Genomic DNA, 18,658 nt, shown 5'->3' with positions numbered 1-18,658 from the left:
TTCCGGCTCCTGGGGGCGCGCACCCGACGTTCAAGAATGAATGTTTTCGAGGAAGGCCAGCAGCACGCTGTTGAACTGCCCGGGCCGTTGCAGCGGCGCGAAATGGCTGACACCGGGCAGGATGATCAATTCCGATGCCGGGATGCTGCGGGCGAGATAGCTCGCGTGCTCGTGTCTGATGAACTCGTCATGCTCGCTGTGAACGATCGCCACGGGCACGCGCGTCCGCGCCAGGTCGGCGGCGGTATAGTTGGGTTCGGTCTTCATCATCAGGCCGACGGCTTTAACGAATGCGTCGAACAGGTCCGGCGTCGCCGACAATTCGGCATAGTCCTTGGCGTGCCGGGCAAAACAGCGATCGATGACCGGACTGGGCTCGAATTGCCTGGTGCCGCTCGGATCCATGTTGCAGCCGAAGAAGAACACGCCGGTGACGCGGTCGGCGGCCTTCCTGCCAAGGATCAGGGCGACGCAGGCGCCATCGCTCCACCCCACCACAGCAGCCTTCTTCAAGTGCAGCGCGTCCATCACGGCCAAGACATCGGAAGCCATCAGTTCGTATTTGTACGGTCGTTCGTCGCGGGTGCTGCGCCCATGGCCGCGACTGTCGATCACCACGACCCGGTAGCCGGCCTTGACCAGCGCGGGGACCTGAAATCCCCAATTGCCGCTGTGACCGAGGCCGCCATGCAGCAGGATCACCGGAAAGCCGGCGCCAAACGTGGCGTACCAGATTTTTGCGCCCTCATATGCCACCCGGCCTTCGTCCCTTGCGGCCGGCAGGGGCGTCGCGCCATGCGCTTCGAATTTCCTGAGATCGTCGTCGTGATGGTCCATGCCGGGAAAGCCTCAGAGGCGAATGCGCAGGACCCACAATTATTGCCGATATCAGCCGAGACCAACCCGCGACGGAACGTCTGCTGCCACCTGGCGACACCGCCAGTTTCGAGCGGCACAAGTCCTGCGCGTTGGTGTCAGCCGTTAGGCTTCGGTGCTCGGCACTGGTCGGTTCGATCGCTTCTCGCCCGGCAGGAGCGGATAGCTGACCTGCCCGAGATAGCTGGAGGGGATCGGATCATCGACGCCGTATTTTTCCGGCACCTTGTTGCCGGTGGCATTGTAGGTGCCGAACACCATGTCGAGGACAGGCAATTGCCCGGCGAAGTTCTTGTCATAGGCCTCGCGCTGGTTGGCATGGTGCCAGCGATGGAACTGCGGGCTGGCGATCAACCACTTCAAGGGGCCGAACGGTATCCGCACATTCGAATGAACGAGCAGCGTGTGCCAGAAGTAGATGACTGAAAAGATGGCGATCGAGGCTTCGGAGAAGCCGAGGAAAAAGATCGGCGTCAGCGACAATGCCTTTGTCAGGATGGCGTCGACCGGGTGGGAGTGGAATGCGCCGAGCCAGTCCAGTTCCTCGATGCCGTGGTGCACCGCATGGAATTTCCAAAGCGCCGGGATTGTGTGGAATGCCCGGTGTGCCCAGTAGACGCCGATATCCGTGATCAGGATGATTTCGGGAACCTGCAGCCAGACGGGCTGGCCGCCGACGGCCTGCGTGATCGATTGCGGAACGAGGATCGCAGCGGCTTCGAGTGTGTTGGCCGCGATCAGAACGATGACCGTTTTTACGATAAGCCCATTGAACAGCACATAGATCAGATCGACACCCAGGCCCTTGCGCAGTGCCTTCTGGGGCCGCTCGGCAAACAGATGTTCGAACGGAATGAAGATCAGTGCGCAAATCAACAGCCCCTTGATGCCAAATATGTCCATTCGCCCGCCTCTATTGCCGTCTTTAGCCAGAACGCTCGCGCCTCGGCTTCCGGGAGAGAACCACATTTCTCCTTTCCAAAGGCTTGATGCCGGTGTCCGAGCCATAGGCATGGCCGAGCCATGGGATCGGGGCGAGAGTGTCACATCGGTGTCGTAACCGGGCGATATGTGGACAAGGCGCGGTCGACGAACGCAGCGCGTGCCGCGCGTCCTCCCAGGACTAACCCCTCCGGTTCCCTGCCGGCGGGGTTTTCTATTTCCATCTTGGCAGTCGCGAATTGTCCTTGTTGTCGTGTGGCCTACGGTCAGCACAGGACACCCCGCCATGCACGTTATGGCCGAGAGCTTGACCAACCAGACTTCCGTCCTTGAGGTGACCTGCCGCCGTAAAGGCGGCGGCTTCCGATCTGGACTATTTCACTGGAATCATCAGGTGCGCATAGGGCGTGTCGGGAAACATGACATATGGCTGTGTCTGATCCGGCTCGTGGGGATACAACGCCATTATGGTCGGGGCGTTCATGACCATTACGTGGGGGCCATCGTGTACCCATTTGCCGTCTGCAGGCGGCCTAGGGGCATAGGGATCGGCATTGCTCGCCGCATCGCCCCCCTTCAGCATGTAGGCGAAAGCGACCTTGCCTTCGGGCGGCGCGCTCTTGGACATGATCGCGTGCATCCACGCCATCCCGTTCTCATCTGTGCACATGGGATCGTCTGTGGGAGTGCCGGGGTCGTCAGGGATGCAAGTGAAGCCATTCGTGCCCTTTCTGAGCGTCTTCATCTCCCAGTTCACGACAGCGGCATTCTTGCCGACTGCCTCAGGTGCTGCCGAAATCGCATTCTCAATCAGCTGCTCATCGGTTTTGTCGGCTGCCACGGCGGCAGATACCCAAGCGACGGCAATAGATGCCAAAAACACACGGCTTGAATGGATGCGCATTGCTTACTCCCCTCGCGAGCGTCAGGGTGATCTGCGCGTCACAACGGTCAGCTCCCGCTCTTTGGAGTTGGCTGCTGCCCCATGCCTAGTGCGCGCCAATGAAGACTCTACTCCTATTCATGCGCGAAACCTAATATGGCAACGCAAACGCATTTGCGGGTAAGCTGATGGAGGAGATATCCTTGAGCTATTCCGCCATCGCTAACCGTTGCGATCCGCTTGAACCAGCCGTCATCCTCGACATCTTTGTCCAAGGTATTGGCCGCGCCCGATGCGGCAATCGGCAAGGTTCGGCGGACATTGCGTGCCACGGTCCTTCAGCGCATTCACTTCCAATCATCACGCGGCCGGATCGAACGCCCCGACCAGTTCGCGGATCAGCGCCTGGATCCGCGCGGTCTTGTAGAGATCGGCGTGAGCGACGAGCCAGACGTCGAAATCGGCCGAGCGCTCGGGCATGATCCGCACCAGCTCCGGCTCGGCGTCGGCGCGGTAGCAGGGCAGTTCGGCAACGCCGATGCCGGCTGCCGTCGCCTCGACAAGGGTGACGGATGATGATGTGCGGAACACCACCTTGCCGGCGCCGGCCGGCTCTCCGCAGAGGACCGAAGGCATCGTCGGCACCACCGGCTGCTGGTAGACGACGAGATCGTGGCCAGCAAACCCGTCGCCGGGGGCTGGCGTGCCACGGGCGGCGAGATAAATACGGGAGGCATAGATTCCGGTTTTGAGCGTGGCGAGGCGGCGCACGATCAGATCGGGCGCGTCGGGCCGGATGGTGCGGATGGCGATGTCGGCCTCGCGCCGGGTCAGGCTGGCAACGTCCTGAGAAGTCAGGCAGACGACCTCGATGCCGGGATGTTCGGCGCGCATGCGGGCGATGGCCGGAATGACGAACCGCTTGCCGAGCGAGTCGGTCGTGGCCACCCGCACCGTGCCGATCAGCCGTTCGTCGATGCCCATCACCCGTCGCTCCATCTGCGCGACGGACCGCTCGATCACTTCGGCCGGTTCGACCAGCGCTTCGCCGGCCGGCGTCAGCACATAAAGGGACGGCGTGCGCAGGAACAGCCGCGCGCCGAGTTCGTCCTCCAGCGCCGCCAGCCGGCGGCCGACCGTCGCCTGATCGACGCGCATCTTGCGCGCGGCGGCGCGCAGCGTTCCCGCCCGCGCAATCTCCAGGAAGAAGCGTGCATTGTCCCAGTTCATCGTGACCCTCCCGGCGACGCGAAGTGGATGATGCAAGTTTGCATCAGAGAAAGGCAGATATACTGCTTTATCGCATCAAATGCCTCCCTAGATTGGAACCTGCAGGAGGTGTCCGATGACAGGATGCGAAACACTGGAAGACAGCCGCGCTGGTTCAGCCGGTACCGACGACGCAATCTCGGCGAGGCGGCGCAGGTTCACCTTGTGGCTCGTGGCCGGCGGCATGTTCATGGCGGTGCTCGACGCCACGATCGTCAACGTCGCACTGCCGGCAATGCGCGCCGATCTCGATGCGACGGTTGGCGACCTCGCCTGGATCGTCGATGCCTACACGCTGAGCATGGCGGCACTCATCCTCGCCGGAGGCGTTCTCTCGGATCGCTGGGGCGCGAAGCGCGTCTATCTCGCCGGGCTGGCCCTGTTCGTCCTCGCTTCCGTCTTGTGTGGCGCCGCCGGAGCGGTCGCGTGGCTTGTCGCGACCCGGCTGGCGCAGGGCGTCGGGGCCGCCTTGTTCCTGCCCGCTTCGCTGGCCGTCGTGCGGGAAACCTTCGACGATCCCGACGAACGAGCGCGCGCGATCGCGACATGGGCCGGCATCGCCTCGGTCGCGGCGGCGATCGGACCCGTGCTCGGCGGGTTGCTGGTTGGCAGTTTTGGTTGGCGCAGCGTCTTCCTCGTCAACGTGCCGGCGGGCTTGCTGGCATTTGGCCTGACGATTCGGATCGTGCGGCTCCGATCGACGCAGCCGACGAAGCGGTTCGACTGGGGCGGGCAACTCACCAGCATCGTCATGCTCGGCGCCCTCTGCTTCGCCGCGATCGAATTGCCGGAACGGGGAGGAGGGTCGTTTGCGATCCGGCTTGCGGCGGCCATCGCTGTCGGCGCCGCCCTAGGCTGGTTCCTGATCGAGCGCCGCACTCGCGATCCGATGGTCCCGCTCGTGTGGTTCCGAAACCCGACCTTTCTCGCGGCCAACCTTGTCGGTTGCCTCGTCTATGTCGGCTATTTCGGCATGCTGTTCATCCTGAGCCTTTATCTGCACGGCGACTACGGGCTCGACGCCAGGCGAACCGGGCTTGCACTGCTGCCCGTCGCGGCGAGCCTGTCGGTCGGCAATGTGATCGCGGGCAGGCTCCAGGCGAAAGTGTCGCCGCAGCGCCTCATCGCGGGCAGCTTGATCTGTGCGGCCCTTTCCGCGCCCCTGGCAGCCGGGCTGCTGGTCGGCCATGCGCCCTGGCCGGCTATCGTCGGGTCGCTTGCCATCTTCGGTGCGGGCACGTCCACGTCCGTGCCCCCGGTGATCGCCACCGTGATCGAGCAGGTTCCCGAGGCCGCGTCGGGCGTGGCATCCGGTCTCTTGAACGCGCTGCGCCAGACCGGGAGCCTGCTCGGCGTCGCCGCCGCGAGCGCCGCCTCGACGCTAACGCCAAACCTGCCCGCGGCTCTATGGATTGTCGCGGTGATGGCTGCAGTTGTCTACGCTTTCGCCGCAGGATCGGCGATCGGCTGGATCTGCGCGCCCGCAAGGCCGTGACCGGCCCGGGCTCATGCTGGCGGGCTTAGCTTTAAACCACTCCAGGGTGAAGTATTTGGCCGATATCGATAGTTGGCCGCTGCGGCTCGTCGTGAACGGCGCCTTTCAACAGAAGTCCCGCGCCGGCCAAGATAGCGAGGACGGCAAAGGCGGCCAGCGCAATGGCAACCCGAGTGCTCCTTGGCGACGCTTTCACAGCCTGGATCAGGTCTTCGAACGTGGCTTCCATCAGCAGATGCTAGACAGCCACTCGCCAACAAGCCGTTAACGCCCCGGCGCGCGCGTGGATATGACGGCGGCCATCATATCGAGACCGCGAGCGGCGCGAATAGGGTCAAACAGCGCGAGCAGCAAAGAGCCTATGGCGATCGCCAGTAGGAGATAGGCTAGCACCTCTAACGGCCTGTGCGTCCAGTGCGTAGGAAGGGCCGGCGGAACCGTCCAGGAGGGCGGCGCTGAAAGCTTCGGAATTCGACGCTCTGCCTTCCTGGCTCGTTTCATATCAAGTCGCTGCTGAGCGAATTGCTGCCGGGTCTGTTCCGATGACGAAAGGGAATTGGCCCGCAGCCAGGCTTTGAATTTGCCGGCGTGGACCTGCACTCTGATGGCGGGAAAGCCTTGGCGGCGTTGCTCAACTTCAGACGCTTTGAAACTTTCCCACCACTCCTCCCAGGTCGGCGGCAGATCACCGACTTCCGAAAGCTTGAGGATGAGTGCGTAATCATGAGGAGTGTAGACCGGGGCGGCCGGCCATTGACTGGTGTCCGTCATCGCCGAGCCTTGCGCCAGCCGGCCGCGCGCGCCTCGTCCTCGGTGCAAAACCATCGCTCGCCATACTGGGGGCTTATCCGCGTTTCCCAGTAATGTTCTTGGCCGGGCACGTGGTAAACGCGCTCCCCATTGGTCAGCCTGCTCACGAACTATTTGATGCTGGACTTTGCCACGTCCAATTTCCCCCCAGAATGCTTCCAATCGACGTGTGAGTCCATACATCAGACGCCGCTAAACTGTTGTCGGTGCCAATTGTGCTGCATTGACAGAAAACTCGCCGGGCGAGGAACCCCAATACCTCAAGCCCGGCGAAGTTTACTTCCTGATCCCCGATCAGGACCGGTGGGAGGAGCACCGGCAATCTCTGCAATGCAAAACGGGTGCCAACATTTTTCGTCCCGAAACGAGACAGTCTAAAGCTAGCCATTGGTGGGCGGCCAGGCTGCTCTAGTTGCCACTACGCCTTTCTCTGCCGGCCGCGCCACATTCTATTGTCGGTGACGAGACCGCTGTCACCTTCAGGGCGGGCTAGCGATGAAGAGCCTTCCGAGGTGAAGACAATTCCGGCGTCCTCAAATGCTTTGCGAATGGCCGTGATGTTGTGGGGACGGGGTTTCCTAGTGCCGTTCTCAAGAACGGCGATCGTCATCTCGCTAAGATTGGCTTTTGCGGCGAGGCGCACTCGCGACCAGTTCAGTAGGGCTCGCGCTGCCCTTGCTTGATCTGCTGTGAGGAGGTGTCGGCTGTCCATAGGCACGGAACATTCAACACGGCTAAAATGTTCCCGTGACTCGCCCTTATGTCGCTGAGCAATGTCGTGCCGCTGGGCGACCCGGCGCCGGCCGACACTCGGGCAATTCCACGCTGCCACCTATCCGTCGACCAGAAGCTCGCCGTCAGCCGCTGGCTGCTCAAGGTCAAGGCACAGTTGCCGCATGGCCATTTCGGGCCGTGGGTAGAGAAGCAGCCGGGCTTGAGCCGCGGCATGGCCCTACGTACGGTGCATGGTGCTGGCACGGGCCTATCAGACGCAGCAGGCCGTCAAGGCCAGTCAGTTTTTGTTCGGGTCGCTGGCAGAGTGCAATTTGGCACGGATAGCCTCAAGCTCGGCCTGTCTCTTCTTGCGTTTAGCGTCCCTTGCCTTTTGTTCGGGAGTGGCGGTTCCGGCTGCTATTGCTGCTTCGTCGGCGGCTTGTCGGAGTTGCTTCTTGAAGCCCTTCCCCTTGGCCATGGCCGGCTGCGCGAAGGCCATGGCGCTTACGATCAAGACGGTCAGAGTCGTCAATAATGCCTTTCTCATACGCACCTCCTCCATCGCCCACATTGTATCGCAGGGTGGGGGTCGGCGCGACTGCTATTGGGCGCACAGGCAAGCGCATGAGCGAGCCGGACGTTTCGGCGGCGTAAGGAGAGCGGGCAGAGGGAAACGCGCGCTGGCGCGGCGCGGCTAGCCGGTCTAAGTTCGGTCTTTTGGGGGAGCCGGGCAATGAAACGGGCCATTGCTTTCTGCCTGTTGATCGTCACCTGCTTCGCGGGAACAGCAAGGCTACCGTCATTCTCGAGAACTGGACACCTGAACTTGAAGGGCTTGTCAGGGGCATCACGGGCCAGATCGAGGAAATGCCGTTCATCAGAGCATGGGCTTACGCGGAAGCGATTGACCGATATTGCTTCCCTGCAAAGTCGTACGCCAATGTTGTCGGCGTCACGTTGAAGGAGACCGCTCGCCATCAGGATAGTTTTAGCCCGGGAATGCTAGCAAGCGCTGAACGTGATGCGGCAGATCATCTGCGAGGCGAGTATCTGGCTTGCGCCCCCGCGATGAAGTTCGTTGAGGAAACGGTCGCTCGAATGCCCGAGCTTGTTGAGAAGCTCAACGTACTGCAGATGCAAATCAACGACGTCAAGGCCAAGATCGCTACGGCTTGCGCAATAAGAGCTCGGGAAGGATCCCCACCCCTTAAGATATGCATCGGCGGCTATTTGCCCGATTGATGCGGCCCGCAGCAAGCCGCGCTTACGCTTAGAGCGGCGGCCAGCCGAAACGCGCGATGGTGGGCTTCCTGGCCTGCTATTTGATGCTGGGGGCAGGCGGTTTCATCATCACGCGCAACTGCATCTTTTCGATAGTAGCGACGATGGCAGCCGCCAGCGCTTCCGCCTCATGAATCAACTCCGGCCCATAGAGGCCGTTCACCGCTTCCTCGCTCGGCAGCACGCCGGCGGGCAGTGTTCCTCGATCGTGCGCCGGATAAGCGTTAGGGCTGCCCGGCATTCGTCGGCTTCGATCTTCATCACGTTCAAACATGCAATTCGTCTAAAATGTTCCGGAACTATTTTAGCGCAGGCTAATTGAATAGCGGTTTGTGAGTCCTGTGCATGCGTTTGAGGTTCATCGCTCCCTTGATGCCGGCCCTTGTCGAGCAGCCTCCAGAAGGCGACGGCTGGATTCACGAGGTGAAGTTCGACGGCTACCGCTCGCAACTGATCATCGATGAGGACGGCACCAGGATCTACACGCGTAACGGTCACGACTGGACGGCCAGATATCGCGACCTGGTGAAAGAGGCGGCGAACATCGGCGCCGACAATACGATCGTTGACGGTGAGATCATCGTTTTGAACGAGGCCGGCCTGTCCGACTTCGGCGAGCTGCGAAAGGCGATCACCAGGCGGCAACACGACCTGTATTTCGTGGCCTTCGACCTTCTGCACCTCAACGGCCACGACCTTCGCGAAATGGCGCTGGAGGAGCGCCGCGAGATCCTGACCAGCATGATCGAGCCCGGCGGGCGTATTCAGTTCAGCGAGCCATTGCCGGGCGAAGCGAAGGCCATCTTCCATCTGCTCGACCAGGCTGGGCTTGAGGGCATGGTTTCGAAGCGCAAGGATAGCAAATACCGCAGCGGTCCGTCGACGAGCTGGTTGAAGGCGAAATGCTACTCTGTCGACGAATACGAGCTGATTGGCGTCGAGCGTGAAGCCGGCAAGCCGGCCTTTGCCCTGATGGCCGATCGCAAAACCGGCCGCTATGTCGGTTCGGCCTTCATCAACTCCAGCCAGGCTATCCGCGAGCGGCTGTGGAAGCGTGTCCAGGAGCATGCCGGGCCTGCGCCCCAGGGGATGAAGCGACCGGCGACGCAATGGGTCAAGCCTGGCATCATTGGCCGTGTGAAGCACTTGCGCGGCGAAGAGGATCTGCGGCACGGTTCGCTGCAGGATTTCCGGCTGGAGACGGACTGAACGCATTGGACGCTCTACCCGACCCGAACAGGTGGAACCTTTGCCAGCACGAAACCTTCTCCTTGTGACCCTAGGGAGGAAAACCAATGGCAAATCTTGGAAGAATGGCTGTCGCCATACTCGGCATTCTGGCCTATCAAAATCGCGACAAGATCGGAGACTTGATCCGCGGTGCGAGAAATACCGATCCGAACAATCCTCAAGGCGGGCTCTTGGATCAGGTATCCAAGAGTGTCTCGGGGACGGCGTTGGGGGACATCCTCGACCGCTTCAGGAATGCGGGAGCAGGGTCGAAGGTGGATTCGTGGGTCAGTCCCGACCCGAACCAGCCGATCGACCCGAAGGATGTCGAAACAGCGATAGACGAGGAGACTCTCACGTCGCTTTCCATGCAAACTGGCCTGTCGCGCGATGAACTGATTGCCAGGATCACGAAAGACTTGCCGGAGGCGGTCGACAAGCTGACTCCAAATGGCGAACTGCCATCACCCACTGATGAGATTACACTCCTCGATCAGGTGCCACCACGCACAGGGACCTAACCTGATCCTGCGACGGAACATTATCTGCGAGGCAACATTCAAAGGTCGGTCAGCCAACGGAGGCTTTCCATGACCCGAAGACGAGTGGACAAGGAACGATTCGAGCGCGCCGATCGTGAGGCTAAAATTGCGATTGAGGCGGAGCGTCAAAGCCGGATTGTCAAGACGGCGCGGCTACGGGAAGAGCGGCTGTCCGTTGAGCAAGCGGTTGAGAAGCCTCCCCGGGGTCAAGCGTCGGCTAGCGGCCGCAAAGGTCACTGAGACGACGAAGGCCGACGTCATCTTGGTCGACGAACTGACAGCTGATCGCCGACGCAAAGGCCCTTGGCATTAAGCGGAGCGAGATCGATGAAGAGGGCGAAAGCCTCTATCGGACGATCCTCGACGCGATTTTGCAGTCACCGGCAAGGAAGTCGAGTTCATCCGCTGGTTTGGAGGCGGATGGGCCCAGCGATCGCGTGCCTGTCCATTCCCGTACGGCTGGGGAGGATCTCCGAACCTGTCAAAGCCCTGACGTCTGGATCAGGTTGGCAACTCGCATACAAAGCCTAGTGGTGAATTCGCCATTGTTGGCGGCGAAATCCCAGAAGAAGGCCCCCAGGCAAAAAAGGAGAATGGAGAATCGCATTAGCGCATTCTAATAGTTATGCGAGAAATCTGGCGGAGGGAGTGGGATTCGAACCCACGGTGAACTTGCGCCCACGCCGGTTTTCAAGACCGGTGCCTTAAACCGCTCGGCCATCCCTCCAGTGACTGTCCATCACATTCGACTGCTCTAGTGTGCCCGGCAAAGGCCTGTCAACCGGCTTGCGTGTCCGCGCGTGTTCCTTCACCGACCCGCGCGACAGGGGCAATGCCACAATCTTGCCCGGTTCCGGCCACAATCGATTAATATCGTGATAAACAATTCCTGCGCACAAAGGATCGGGGTTCAGGGTGCCGTTGGTATTGTCGAGCGAGTGCTTTGGCTGCTCTGCTGTTCAAACGACGGCATCTTGATTGAGACTGTAGGGGATTTCAGGATAATGCAGGCTACGACGCGCCCGCGTCTTCGTCGCTCTTCCACGCTCACGCTGCTTGCTGCGTCGGCTGCCTTGCTGGCGGCTTGCGCGTCGCAGCCTGAGCCGAAGGCGATGGTCAATCCCAAGCATCGCTCCAAGGAATATTTCGCCGAAACCGAATATGGCGTGAAGGCGAGCCCGCGCGTCAATTTCATGCGGCGCGGCGGCGGTCGTGACCAGCTCGGCAAGCCTTACCAGGTGCGCGGCAAGTGGTACTATCCCAAGGAAGACCGGCACTACGCCAAGGTCGGCCTGGCCTCCTGGTATGGCGACGCCTTCCATGGCCGGCTGACCGCCAATGGCGAAGTCTATGACACGGCGCAACTGACCGCCGCGCATCCGACCATGCCACTGCCGAGTTACGCCCGCGTCACCAACCTCGAAACCGGCAGTTCGGTCATCGTGCGCGTCAACGACCGGGGGCCGTATCATGAGGGCCGCATCATCGACGTCTCCGAGCGCGCGGCGCAGATGCTCGACTACGACAAGGTCGGCACCGCCAAGGTCAAGGTCGAATATGTCGGTCGTGCGCCGCTCGACGGCAATGACGACCAGTATCTGATGGCCTCCTACCACCCGGGCAACAGGATTCCCGATCCGTCGGACGGCCTGCCGACCGGCGTCATGGTGGCCATGAACGGACCGTCGCCAAGCCTGCCGGTGGGCGCGGCCGCCGTGCCGTTTCCCGGCCAGCTGACGGATTCCGGTCAGGCCGTGCAGCCGTCCCTGTCGGCGCAGGCACCGGCTTTCGGCGATCTGGCACTGCCCGATTTCGGACCGATCGTGCCGGAGCGTCCGGAGATCCGCCTGCCGCCGCAGTCGCCGTTCGCTGTGGCCTCGCTGTCCTACGCGGATGAACGCGTGCAGCGCGCCGACGTCTTTGCCGCGCTGGATGACAGCGGCATGTCGCCCGCCGATATCCTGCGGTCGTGGAAAAAGTCCAATCCGCAGGCGTCACCGTCCAGCGCCGACTATGTCGCCGCCGGCACGTTCGACGACGCCACCGAAGCCAAGCGCGTGGCAGCGGCACTTCAGCCCTTCGGCCGAACGGAAATCCAGCGTTCCGACCTCGACGGCAATGACTGGTACGCGGTCAATCTCTATCCGAACGGCCATGGCGGCCTGGACGAATTGCTGCAGGCGGCATGGTCGCACGGCGCACCCGATGCACTGGCTGTGCGCAACTGACCTATTTTGCCCGGGCGGTTGATCCGGCGGAAAAAACCCTGATAGCTTGGCTGTGCCAAAACCGGCAAACGGGTCGAGATTTCATGCAGTTGCGCGCCTTTCCGCCATTTGCCGGCTTTCTGGGACTGGCTTTGCTGCTGCTTTGCCTCGTACCAGCTCAAGCGCAGCTTTTCGAGACCAAGGCCACGCAGGCCTTCATGATCGATGCCGACACCGGTACGGTGCTGTTCTCGAAAGACGCCGACAAGCCGATCCCGCCCGCCTCGATGGCCAAGCTCATGACCATGGAAGTGGTTTTCAACGCCATCAAGTCCGGGCGCCTCAAGCTCGACGACACTTTCGTGGTCAGCGAAAACGCCTGGCGCAAGGGCGGCGCGCCATCGGGCACATCGACGATGTTTGCCAAGCTCAAATCGGCGATCCGGCTCGAGGATCTGATCCAGGGCGTGACCGTGCAGGCGGCCAATGACGGCTGCATCGTCATTGCCGAAGGCATGGCCGGATCCGAGGACAGTTTTGCCGCGCAAATGACCGAGCGTGCCCGCCAGATCGGGCTGAAGACATCGACCTTCGTCAATTCGACCGGCCTGCCGGAAGACGGCCAGCAGACGACGGTGCGCGAGCTGGCGCTGCTGGCGCTGCATTTGTGGCGCAATTATCCGGATTTCTATCGCTACTACGGGCTGAAGGATTTCACCTGGAACAAGATCTCGCAGAGGAACCGCAATCCGTTGCTGGCCATGGACATCGGGGCCGACGGTCTGGCTGTCGGCGCGAGCGAGGTCTCGGGCTTCGGTATTGTCGCTTCGGTCGGCCACAACGGCACGCGGGTGATCATGGCGATGAGCGGATTGGCCAACGACAAGGAGCGTGCCGAGGAGGCGCGCAAGCTGCTCGACTGGGGCGCGCGCTCCTTCGAGAAGACCGAGATCTTCGCCAAGGACGAGGTGGTCGGGGAGGCCCAGGTTTTTGGCGGTGCGAAATCCGGCGTGACGCTGAAGGCAAAAGGGCCGATCGACATCTTCCTGCCGATCACCAACCGCGACAAGCTGACGGCCAGGATCGTCTACACCGGGCCGGTTGCGGCACCCGTGGAGGAGGGGCAGCCGGTGGGTGCGCTGCGCGTCTGGATCGGCGACACGCTGAGCCAGGAGACACCGCTTTTCGCTGCCGAATCGATCGGCGTCGGCACATTGCCGCAGCGCGCGCTCGATGCCGTCAAGGAACTGGCGATCGGCTGGCTGCGATAGCACCGACGGCATGGACGTTTTCCCGAACCCGGACTATCTAGTGCGCAACAATCCACCTGGACAAAGGCCCTTTCGATTGGCGCGCGGATTTTTCATCACCTTCGAAGGCGGCGAGGGCGCAGGCAAGTCGACGCAGATCGAGCGGCTGGCGAGAAAGATGCGCGCCAAGAAGTATGATGTCTTGCTGACGCGCGAACCGGGCGGCTCGCCAGGCGCCGAAGCGGTCCGGCATGTGCTGCTTTCGGGTGCCGCCGAGCCATTCGGACCGAAGATGGAAGCGCTGCTCTTCGCCGCCGCGCGTTCCGACCATGTCGAACAGGTCATCCGGCCGGCGGTCGAGCGCGGCTCCATCGTGCTCTGCGACCGTTTCCTGGATTCCTCGCGCGTCTACCAGGGCGTCACCGGCGGGATCGACCCGGCGTTCATGGCCGCGCTGGAACAGGTCGCCATCAATGGCATGATGCCCGATATGACGCTGATCTTCGATATCGATCCGGCCGAGGGCCTCAGGCGCGCGACGCTGCGGCGCGGCAGCGACGCCGACCCCGACCGCTTCGAAAAGGAGACGCTGGCCATTCATCAGGCCCGCCGCGCGGCCTTTCTGGCGATCGCCGCGGCAGAGCCGGAACGCTGCATCGTCGTTGACGCCTCCGCCGATCCCAATACGGTGGAGGATGTCGTCACCGCGGCCGTCTTCGCGGCGCTGGAGGCGAGGGCGCCCGCGCGCAACAGGCAGGCCGCACCGGTATGATCTTCGAACGCATCGCGCCGGAACAGCATGACACGCTGGACGGCGTGCCCGAACCGTCCGAAACGCCCCGTCTGGTCGGGCACAGGCAGGCGGCCGACATGCTAGCCGCCGCCTATCGATCGGGAAAGCTGCCGCATGCGCTGATCTTCGCCGGGCCGGTCGGCATCGGCAAGGCGACGCTGGCCTTCCACCTGGCGCACCATCTCTTGAAGCACCCGGCCTTCGAGCAGGCGCCGGAACGCCTTGCCAGTCCCGATCCGGCCTCGCCGCTGTTTCGCCAGATCGCGACCGGGGCGCATCCGGGCGTGCTGCACCTGACCCGGCCGATGAACGACAAAACCAAGAGCTTCAAGACGGTCGTCACCGTCGACGAGATCCGCAGGGTCAGTCGCTTCCTGTCGATGACCTCGCATGACGGCAGCTACCGGGTCGTCATCGTCGATCCGGCCGACGACATGAATGCCAACGCCGCCAATGCCTTGCTGAAGAATCTTGAGGAGCCGCCGGCGCGTACGCTGTTCATTCTCATCGTCCATGCGCCGGGAAGCCTGCTGCCGACGATCCGCTCACGCTGCCAGGTGATACGCCTGACGCCACTCGACGCCGAGGAGTTGATGGGTGTGCTGGAAACCGCCGAGCCGCCGCCGCCGGACGATCCGGCCGCGCGGGCGGCACTAGTCGAGCGGGCAGGCGGCAGCGCCCGCAACGCGATCCTTTTGACGCAATATGGCGGGCTGGAGATCGCCGAGACGCTCGATGCGCTGGTGGCGAAGGGAAAGAGCGACATCGGCGGCGCCTATCGGCTCGCTGAAGCCGTCGCCGGCCGCGACCAGGCGATCCAGTTCGATATCTTCAACCGCCGGGCGCTCGACCTTTTATCGGATGCTGCAAGCCAGGCTGCGCTCGCCGGCGACCTCGCAAGGGCGAAAACATTGTCGGACACTTGGCACGAGGCGCTCGACGCTATATCTGAGACCGACACCTACAATCTCGACAAGAAGCAGCACGCCTTGACCATGATCGACCGCCTGAATTCTGCGATGCGAATGTGACGGTCTCCACCGGGATGGCAATCGCCATTCCGATGCGATATCCACCGCCACGGCTTCCATTCAGACATTCATGACGGTTCATTCATGTCACGCGACACATTCTACATCACGACCGCGATTTCCTATCCGAACGGCAAGCCGCATATCGGCCATGCCTACGAGTTGATCGCCACCGACGCGCTTGCGCGCTTCCAGCGCCTCGACGGCAAGCAGGTCTTCTTCCTCACCGGTACCGATGAGCACGGCATCAAGATGCTGCAGACGGCGAAGCGCGAAGGCATTTCGGCGCGAGAGCTGGCCGATCGCAACGCGGCCGATTTCAAGCGCATGGCGACCGCGCTCAACGCCTCCAACGACGATTTCATCCGCACCACGGAAGATCGGCACTATGCGTCCTCGCAGGCGATCTGGAAGGCGATGGACGCCAATGGCGACATCTACAAGGGCGGCTATGCCGGCTGGTACTCGGTGCGCGACGAAGCCTATTACGGCGAGGAGGAGACGGAGGTCCGTCCCGACAATGTCCGCTATGGGCCGCAGGGAACGCCGGTCGAATGGGTCGAGGAAGAGAGTTATTTCTTCCGCCTCTCGGCCTATCAGGACAAGCTCATCGCGCTTTATGAAAGCCAGCCCGACTTCATCGGCCCGGCCGAGCGCCGCAACGAGGTGATGAGTTTCGTCAAATCGGGGCTCAGGGATTTGTCGATCTCGCGCACCACGTTCGACTGGGGTGTCCCGGTGCCAGGCGACGAGAAGCACGTCATGTATGTCTGGGTCGACGCGTTGACCAATTACATCACCGGTGTCGGTTATCCCGATGAAAACGATGATAAATGGCGCTTCTGGCCGGCCGATGCCCACATCATCGGCAAGGACATTGTGCGCTTCCATGCGGTTTACTGGCCGGCCTTCCTGATGTCGGCGGGCATCCCGCTGCCGAAGCGGGTTTTCGGCCACGGCTTCCTGTTCAACCGTGGCGAGAAGATGTCGAAATCGGTCGGCAACGTCATCGACCCGTTCACCATGATCGAGCATTACGGTCTCGACCAGGTGCGCTACTTCTTCCTGCGCGAGGTGCCGTTCGGCCAGGATGGCAGCTACAGCCATGAAGCGATCGTCAACCGCACCAACGCCGACCTTGCCAATGGCCTCGGCAATCTGGCGCAGCGGTCGCTGTCGATGATCGCCAAGAACTGCGGCGGCGTGGTGCCAAAGCGCGGTGCTTTGACGGAAGCCGACAGCGCCATCCTGGATCAGGCGGTGACCGCTCTCGCCACCGCGCGCAAGGCCATGGCCGGGCAAGGCATTCATCTGGCACTGGCGGCGATCTTCGATGTGGTGGCGGAAGCCGATCGATACTTCGCTGGACAGGCACCATGGGCGCTGAAGAAAACCGATCCGGAACGCATGGAAACGGTGCTGTGGACCACCGCCGAAATCGTGCGTCGCGTCGCACTTCTGAGTCAGCCTTACATTCCAGGATCGGCAGCGAAGCTGCTTGACCTGCTGGCGGTGCCCGCGGACAAGCGTGATTTCGTACATGTGCACGCCGACCACGCGCTTGTGCCCGGCACGGCATTGCCCGTGCCGGAAGGCGTGTTTCCGCGTTACGTCGAACAGCCGGGCGCGAACGCCTGATGCTTGTCGACAGCCACTGCCATCTGGATTTTCCAGATTTCGCCGAGGAGCGGGCGGCCATTGTCGCCCGCGCCAAAGCGGCCGGAATTGGCCGCATGGTGACGATCTCGACCCGGGTGAAGCGGTTTCAGCAAATACTTGAAATCGCGGAAACTTTCGACGAAGTCTACTGCTCTGTCGGTACCCATCCGCACAATGCGGCGGAGGAGTTGGACGTGACGTCGGCGGAGCTGATCCGCCTGTCGGCACACCCAAAAGTGGTGGCAATCGGCGAAGCGGGGTTGGATTATTTCTACGACAAGGCGCCGCGCGATGCGCAGGCGCAGGGCTTTCGCAATCACATTGCCGCCGCTCGCCAGACCGGCCTGCCTCTCGTCATCCATTCGCGCGATGCCGATGACGACATGGCAGCCATTCTCGAGGACGAAACAGGAAAGGGCGCCTTCCCCTTCATCCTGCATTGTTTCTCCTCCGGACGCCGGCTGGCCGAGGTGGGCGTCTCGCTCGGCGGCTATGTGTCGTTCTCGGGCATCCTGACCTTCAAGAACTCAGCCGAACTGCGCGCTATCGCCGCCGATGTGCCGCATGACCGGCTGCTCGTCGAAACCGACGCACCCTATCTGGCGCCGATCCCGTTTCGCGGCAAGCGCAATGAGCCGGCCTATGTCGCGCACACCGCCAAGGTGCTGGCGGAGACGATTGGTGTCAGCGAAGCTGAAATCGCGGATCTGACGACGAACAATTTCTTCCGCCTGTTCGGCAAGATGCCGCGACCTGCCGAACTGAGCGCCTGAACGATGACCGACCGGCTGCGCCTCACCATTCTCGGCTGCGGCTCGTCGCCAGGTACGCCGCGCATCACCGGCGACTGGGGCAATTGCGACCCGAGCAATCCGAGGAACCGGCGCATGCGCACGGCAGCGCTGGTCGAACGGATTGCGGCCGACGGCGGCCGTACCACCGTAGTCATCGACACCGGGCCGGATTTCCGCGAACAGATGTTGCTTGCGTCGGTCAAACGCATCGACGCGGTCGTCTACACGCACCCACATGCCGACCATATCCACGGCATCGACGATCTGCGCGGCTATGTGCTCGAGCAGCGTCACCTGATCGACATCCATGCCGATCAGCCGACGATGCTGCGCTTGCGGCAGGCGTTCGGCTATTGCTTCGAGACGCCGCCGGGCAGTTCCTATCCGCCGATCGTGCGGGCACATATTATCGACCACACAAAGCCTGTGATGATCGAAGGTGAGGGGGGTGCCCTCGCCCTCGAACCGCTGCCGCAAATTCATGGAGACATCATCTCGCTCGGCTTCCGCATCGGCGGCCTGGCCTATTGCCCTGATATCAGCGACTTTCCCGACGCCACGGCCGAGCGGCTGCGCGGCCTGGAAATGCTGGTCATCGACGCGCTGCAATACAATCCCCATCCCAGCCATCTGTCGCTAGGCCAAGCGCTCGGCTGGATCGAGAGGCTCACACCGAGGAATGCCGTGCTGACCCACATGCACGTGCCGCTCGACTATGCTACGGTCAAGGGCGAAGTGCCGGCCAACGTCACCCCGGCCTATGACGGCATGGTGATCGAAATTCCCGATGAATCAGCGTGATACGAACGGGCTCTCATGAAGGTGTTCTGCTCTTTGGGGCGAATATCAGCAGCGTTCCAATCCGTTCATAGCCCATGCGGG

At 62.1% G+C, this 18,658-nt stretch carries 20 protein-coding genes, 1 tRNA gene and 1 pseudogene; 12 read left to right on the top strand and 10 right to left on the bottom strand.

All coding sequences use genetic code 11. The features are described 5' to 3' along the window. Positions 1 to 30: 30 nt before the first annotated feature. The 4 genes from ACLGL5_RS23530 to ACLGL5_RS23515 form a co-directional block, all read right to left on the bottom strand. Positions 31 to 837 carry an alpha/beta fold hydrolase gene (locus tag ACLGL5_RS23530; protein ID WP_069092149.1) on the bottom strand — a complete coding sequence of 269 codons (807 nt, stop codon included), beginning with the start codon at positions 835 to 837 and terminating at the stop codon, positions 31 to 33. A gap of 144 nt (positions 838 to 981) precedes the next feature. Beyond that, positions 982 to 1,779: a sterol desaturase family protein gene (locus tag ACLGL5_RS23525; RefSeq protein ID WP_069092148.1), complete on the bottom strand. Its 798-nt coding sequence runs from the start codon at positions 1,777 to 1,779 to the stop codon at positions 982 to 984. A gap of 412 nt (positions 1,780 to 2,191) precedes the next feature. Beyond that, complete coding sequence (locus tag ACLGL5_RS23520; protein WP_069092147.1) at positions 2,192 to 2,722, bottom strand: hypothetical protein; 531 nt, start codon at positions 2,720 to 2,722, stop codon at positions 2,192 to 2,194. 339 nt (positions 2,723 to 3,061) lie between these two features. Then, positions 3,062 to 3,931, bottom strand: coding sequence for a LysR family transcriptional regulator (locus ACLGL5_RS23515; RefSeq protein WP_019858070.1), 870 nt, complete (start codon positions 3,929 to 3,931; stop codon positions 3,062 to 3,064). A 115-nt stretch (positions 3,932 to 4,046) separates the two neighbouring features. Here ACLGL5_RS23515 and ACLGL5_RS23510 point away from each other — a divergent pair, with 115 nt between their 5' ends. Then, positions 4,047 to 5,465: an MFS transporter gene (locus ACLGL5_RS23510; protein ID WP_069092146.1), complete on the top strand. Its 1,419-nt coding sequence runs from the start codon at positions 4,047 to 4,049 to the stop codon at positions 5,463 to 5,465. Between the two features lie 46 nt (positions 5,466 to 5,511). Continuing rightward, positions 5,512 to 5,733 carry a hypothetical protein gene (locus ACLGL5_RS23505; RefSeq protein ID WP_083246967.1) on the top strand — a complete coding sequence of 74 codons (222 nt, stop codon included), beginning with the start codon at positions 5,512 to 5,514 and terminating at the stop codon, positions 5,731 to 5,733. On the opposite strand, the gene ACLGL5_RS23500 is transcribed toward ACLGL5_RS23505, so the two are convergent. The 4 genes and pseudogenes from ACLGL5_RS23500 to ACLGL5_RS23485 all read right to left on the bottom strand — a co-directional run bounded on the left by ACLGL5_RS23500 (position 5,730) and on the right by ACLGL5_RS23485 (position 7,536). Next, on the bottom strand, positions 5,730 to 6,236 hold the full coding sequence (locus tag ACLGL5_RS23500; RefSeq protein ID WP_019858067.1) for a hypothetical protein: 507 nt from the start codon (positions 6,234 to 6,236) through the stop codon (positions 5,730 to 5,732). The genes ACLGL5_RS23505 and ACLGL5_RS23500 overlap by 4 nt on opposite strands. After that, a pseudogene (locus ACLGL5_RS23495) lies at positions 6,233 to 6,367 on the bottom strand (sunset domain-containing protein); the annotation flags it as partial. The gene ACLGL5_RS23500 and the pseudogene ACLGL5_RS23495, both read right to left, overlap by 4 nt. Before the next feature lie 326 nt (positions 6,368 to 6,693). After that, positions 6,694 to 6,987 (bottom strand): helix-turn-helix domain-containing protein, encoded by a 294-nt coding sequence (locus tag ACLGL5_RS23490; protein WP_064985437.1) that lies wholly within the window; start codon positions 6,985 to 6,987, stop codon positions 6,694 to 6,696. Positions 6,988 to 7,287: 300 nt separating this feature from the next. Further along, complete coding sequence (locus ACLGL5_RS23485) at positions 7,288 to 7,536, bottom strand: hypothetical protein (RefSeq protein WP_141700936.1); 249 nt, start codon at positions 7,534 to 7,536, stop codon at positions 7,288 to 7,290. A gap of 170 nt (positions 7,537 to 7,706) precedes the next feature. On the opposite strand from ACLGL5_RS23485, the gene ACLGL5_RS23480 reads away from it, so the two are divergent. Then, positions 7,707 to 8,231 carry a hypothetical protein gene (locus ACLGL5_RS23480; RefSeq protein ID WP_069092143.1) on the top strand — a complete coding sequence of 175 codons (525 nt, stop codon included), beginning with the start codon at positions 7,707 to 7,709 and terminating at the stop codon, positions 8,229 to 8,231. A 76-nt stretch (positions 8,232 to 8,307) separates the two neighbouring features. On the opposite strand, the gene ACLGL5_RS23475 is transcribed toward ACLGL5_RS23480, so the two are convergent. Continuing rightward, entirely contained in the window at positions 8,308 to 8,544 is a 237-nt protein-coding gene (locus tag ACLGL5_RS23475) for a hypothetical protein (protein ID WP_245307142.1), read from the bottom strand. A gap of 71 nt (positions 8,545 to 8,615) precedes the next feature. Here ACLGL5_RS23475 and ACLGL5_RS23470 point away from each other — a divergent pair, with 71 nt between their 5' ends. Both ACLGL5_RS23470 and ACLGL5_RS23465 read left to right on the top strand, forming a co-directional pair. Further along, positions 8,616 to 9,479 carry an ATP-dependent DNA ligase gene (locus ACLGL5_RS23470; RefSeq protein WP_069092142.1) on the top strand — a complete coding sequence of 288 codons (864 nt, stop codon included), beginning with the start codon at positions 8,616 to 8,618 and terminating at the stop codon, positions 9,477 to 9,479. Positions 9,480 to 9,565: 86 nt separating this feature from the next. Then, complete coding sequence (locus ACLGL5_RS23465) at positions 9,566 to 10,021, top strand: YidB family protein (RefSeq protein WP_069092141.1); 456 nt, start codon at positions 9,566 to 9,568, stop codon at positions 10,019 to 10,021. A 658-nt stretch (positions 10,022 to 10,679) separates the two neighbouring features. Here ACLGL5_RS23465 and ACLGL5_RS23460 read toward each other — a convergent pair. Continuing rightward, a tRNA-Ser gene (locus tag ACLGL5_RS23460) sits at positions 10,680 to 10,769 on the bottom strand. A gap of 277 nt (positions 10,770 to 11,046) precedes the next feature. Here ACLGL5_RS23460 and ACLGL5_RS23455 point away from each other — a divergent pair. The 7 genes from ACLGL5_RS23455 to ACLGL5_RS23425 all read left to right on the top strand — a co-directional run bounded on the left by ACLGL5_RS23455 (position 11,047) and on the right by ACLGL5_RS23425 (position 18,577). Next, on the top strand, positions 11,047 to 12,270 hold the full coding sequence (locus ACLGL5_RS23455) for a septal ring lytic transglycosylase RlpA family protein (RefSeq protein ID WP_069092140.1): 1,224 nt from the start codon (positions 11,047 to 11,049) through the stop codon (positions 12,268 to 12,270). Between the two features lie 83 nt (positions 12,271 to 12,353). Further along, positions 12,354 to 13,520 (top strand): D-alanyl-D-alanine carboxypeptidase family protein, encoded by a 1,167-nt coding sequence (locus ACLGL5_RS23450; protein WP_069092139.1) that lies wholly within the window; start codon positions 12,354 to 12,356, stop codon positions 13,518 to 13,520. Positions 13,521 to 13,596: 76 nt separating this feature from the next. Continuing rightward, positions 13,597 to 14,271 (top strand): dTMP kinase, encoded by a 675-nt coding sequence (gene tmk, locus ACLGL5_RS23445; protein WP_019858058.1) that lies wholly within the window; start codon positions 13,597 to 13,599, stop codon positions 14,269 to 14,271. Further along, positions 14,268 to 15,323, top strand: a complete 1,056-nt coding sequence (locus ACLGL5_RS23440) for a DNA polymerase III subunit delta' (RefSeq protein WP_069092138.1) — start codon at positions 14,268 to 14,270, stop codon at positions 15,321 to 15,323. The genes tmk and ACLGL5_RS23440 overlap by 4 nt, the downstream gene beginning before the upstream one ends. A gap of 84 nt (positions 15,324 to 15,407) precedes the next feature. Next, entirely contained in the window at positions 15,408 to 16,961 is a 1,554-nt protein-coding gene (gene metG / locus ACLGL5_RS23435) for a methionine--tRNA ligase (RefSeq protein ID WP_069092137.1), read from the top strand. Continuing rightward, a complete protein-coding gene (locus ACLGL5_RS23430) occupies positions 16,961 to 17,755 on the top strand; it encodes a TatD family hydrolase (protein ID WP_019858055.1) in 795 nt (264 codons plus the stop codon). The genes metG and ACLGL5_RS23430 overlap by 1 nt, the downstream gene beginning before the upstream one ends. Before the next feature lie 3 nt (positions 17,756 to 17,758). Continuing rightward, positions 17,759 to 18,577 (top strand): MBL fold metallo-hydrolase, encoded by an 819-nt coding sequence (locus tag ACLGL5_RS23425; RefSeq protein ID WP_069092136.1) that lies wholly within the window; start codon positions 17,759 to 17,761, stop codon positions 18,575 to 18,577. The last annotated feature ends 81 nt before the right edge of the window (positions 18,578 to 18,658 follow it).

The sequence above is a fragment of the Mesorhizobium sp. U510 genome, assembly GCF_059180695.1.
The sequence above is the reverse complement of the archived record's forward strand: the minus strand, read 5'-3'. Positions and strand labels throughout refer to the sequence as shown.

Bases quoted from the DNA above. Each gene is read 5' to 3' on its own strand.
- ACLGL5_RS23490 (WP_064985437.1), bottom strand. From the start codon at position 6,987: ATGGACAGCCGACACCTCCTCACAGCAGATCAAGCAAGGGCAGCGCGA.
- ACLGL5_RS23430 (WP_019858055.1), top strand. From the start codon at position 16,961: ATGCTTGTCGACAGCCACTGCCATCTGGATTTTCCAGATTTCGCCGAG.
- ACLGL5_RS23475 (WP_245307142.1), bottom strand. From the start codon at position 8,544: ATGTTTGAACGTGATGAAGATCGAAGCCGACGAATGCCGGGCAGCCCT.
- ACLGL5_RS23530 (WP_069092149.1), bottom strand. From the start codon at position 837: ATGGACCATCACGACGACGATCTCAGGAAATTCGAAGCGCATGGCGCG.
- ACLGL5_RS23455 (WP_069092140.1), top strand. From the start codon at position 11,047: ATGCAGGCTACGACGCGCCCGCGTCTTCGTCGCTCTTCCACGCTCACG.
- ACLGL5_RS23515 (WP_019858070.1), bottom strand. From the start codon at position 3,931: ATGAACTGGGACAATGCACGCTTCTTCCTGGAGATTGCGCGGGCGGGA.
- ACLGL5_RS23440 (WP_069092138.1), top strand. From the start codon at position 14,268: ATGATCTTCGAACGCATCGCGCCGGAACAGCATGACACGCTGGACGGC.
- ACLGL5_RS23520 (WP_069092147.1), bottom strand. From the start codon at position 2,722: ATGCGCATCCATTCAAGCCGTGTGTTTTTGGCATCTATTGCCGTCGCT.
- ACLGL5_RS23485 (WP_141700936.1), bottom strand. From the start codon at position 7,536: ATGAGAAAGGCATTATTGACGACTCTGACCGTCTTGATCGTAAGCGCC.
- ACLGL5_RS23450 (WP_069092139.1), top strand. From the start codon at position 12,354: ATGCAGTTGCGCGCCTTTCCGCCATTTGCCGGCTTTCTGGGACTGGCT.
- metG (WP_069092137.1), top strand. From the start codon at position 15,408: ATGTCACGCGACACATTCTACATCACGACCGCGATTTCCTATCCGAAC.
- ACLGL5_RS23425 (WP_069092136.1), top strand. From the start codon at position 17,759: ATGACCGACCGGCTGCGCCTCACCATTCTCGGCTGCGGCTCGTCGCCA.
- ACLGL5_RS23525 (WP_069092148.1), bottom strand. From the start codon at position 1,779: ATGGACATATTTGGCATCAAGGGGCTGTTGATTTGCGCACTGATCTTC.
- ACLGL5_RS23510 (WP_069092146.1), top strand. From the start codon at position 4,047: ATGACAGGATGCGAAACACTGGAAGACAGCCGCGCTGGTTCAGCCGGT.
- ACLGL5_RS23500 (WP_019858067.1), bottom strand. From the start codon at position 6,236: ATGACGGACACCAGTCAATGGCCGGCCGCCCCGGTCTACACTCCTCAT.
- ACLGL5_RS23465 (WP_069092141.1), top strand. From the start codon at position 9,566: ATGGCAAATCTTGGAAGAATGGCTGTCGCCATACTCGGCATTCTGGCC.
- ACLGL5_RS23470 (WP_069092142.1), top strand. From the start codon at position 8,616: ATGCGTTTGAGGTTCATCGCTCCCTTGATGCCGGCCCTTGTCGAGCAG.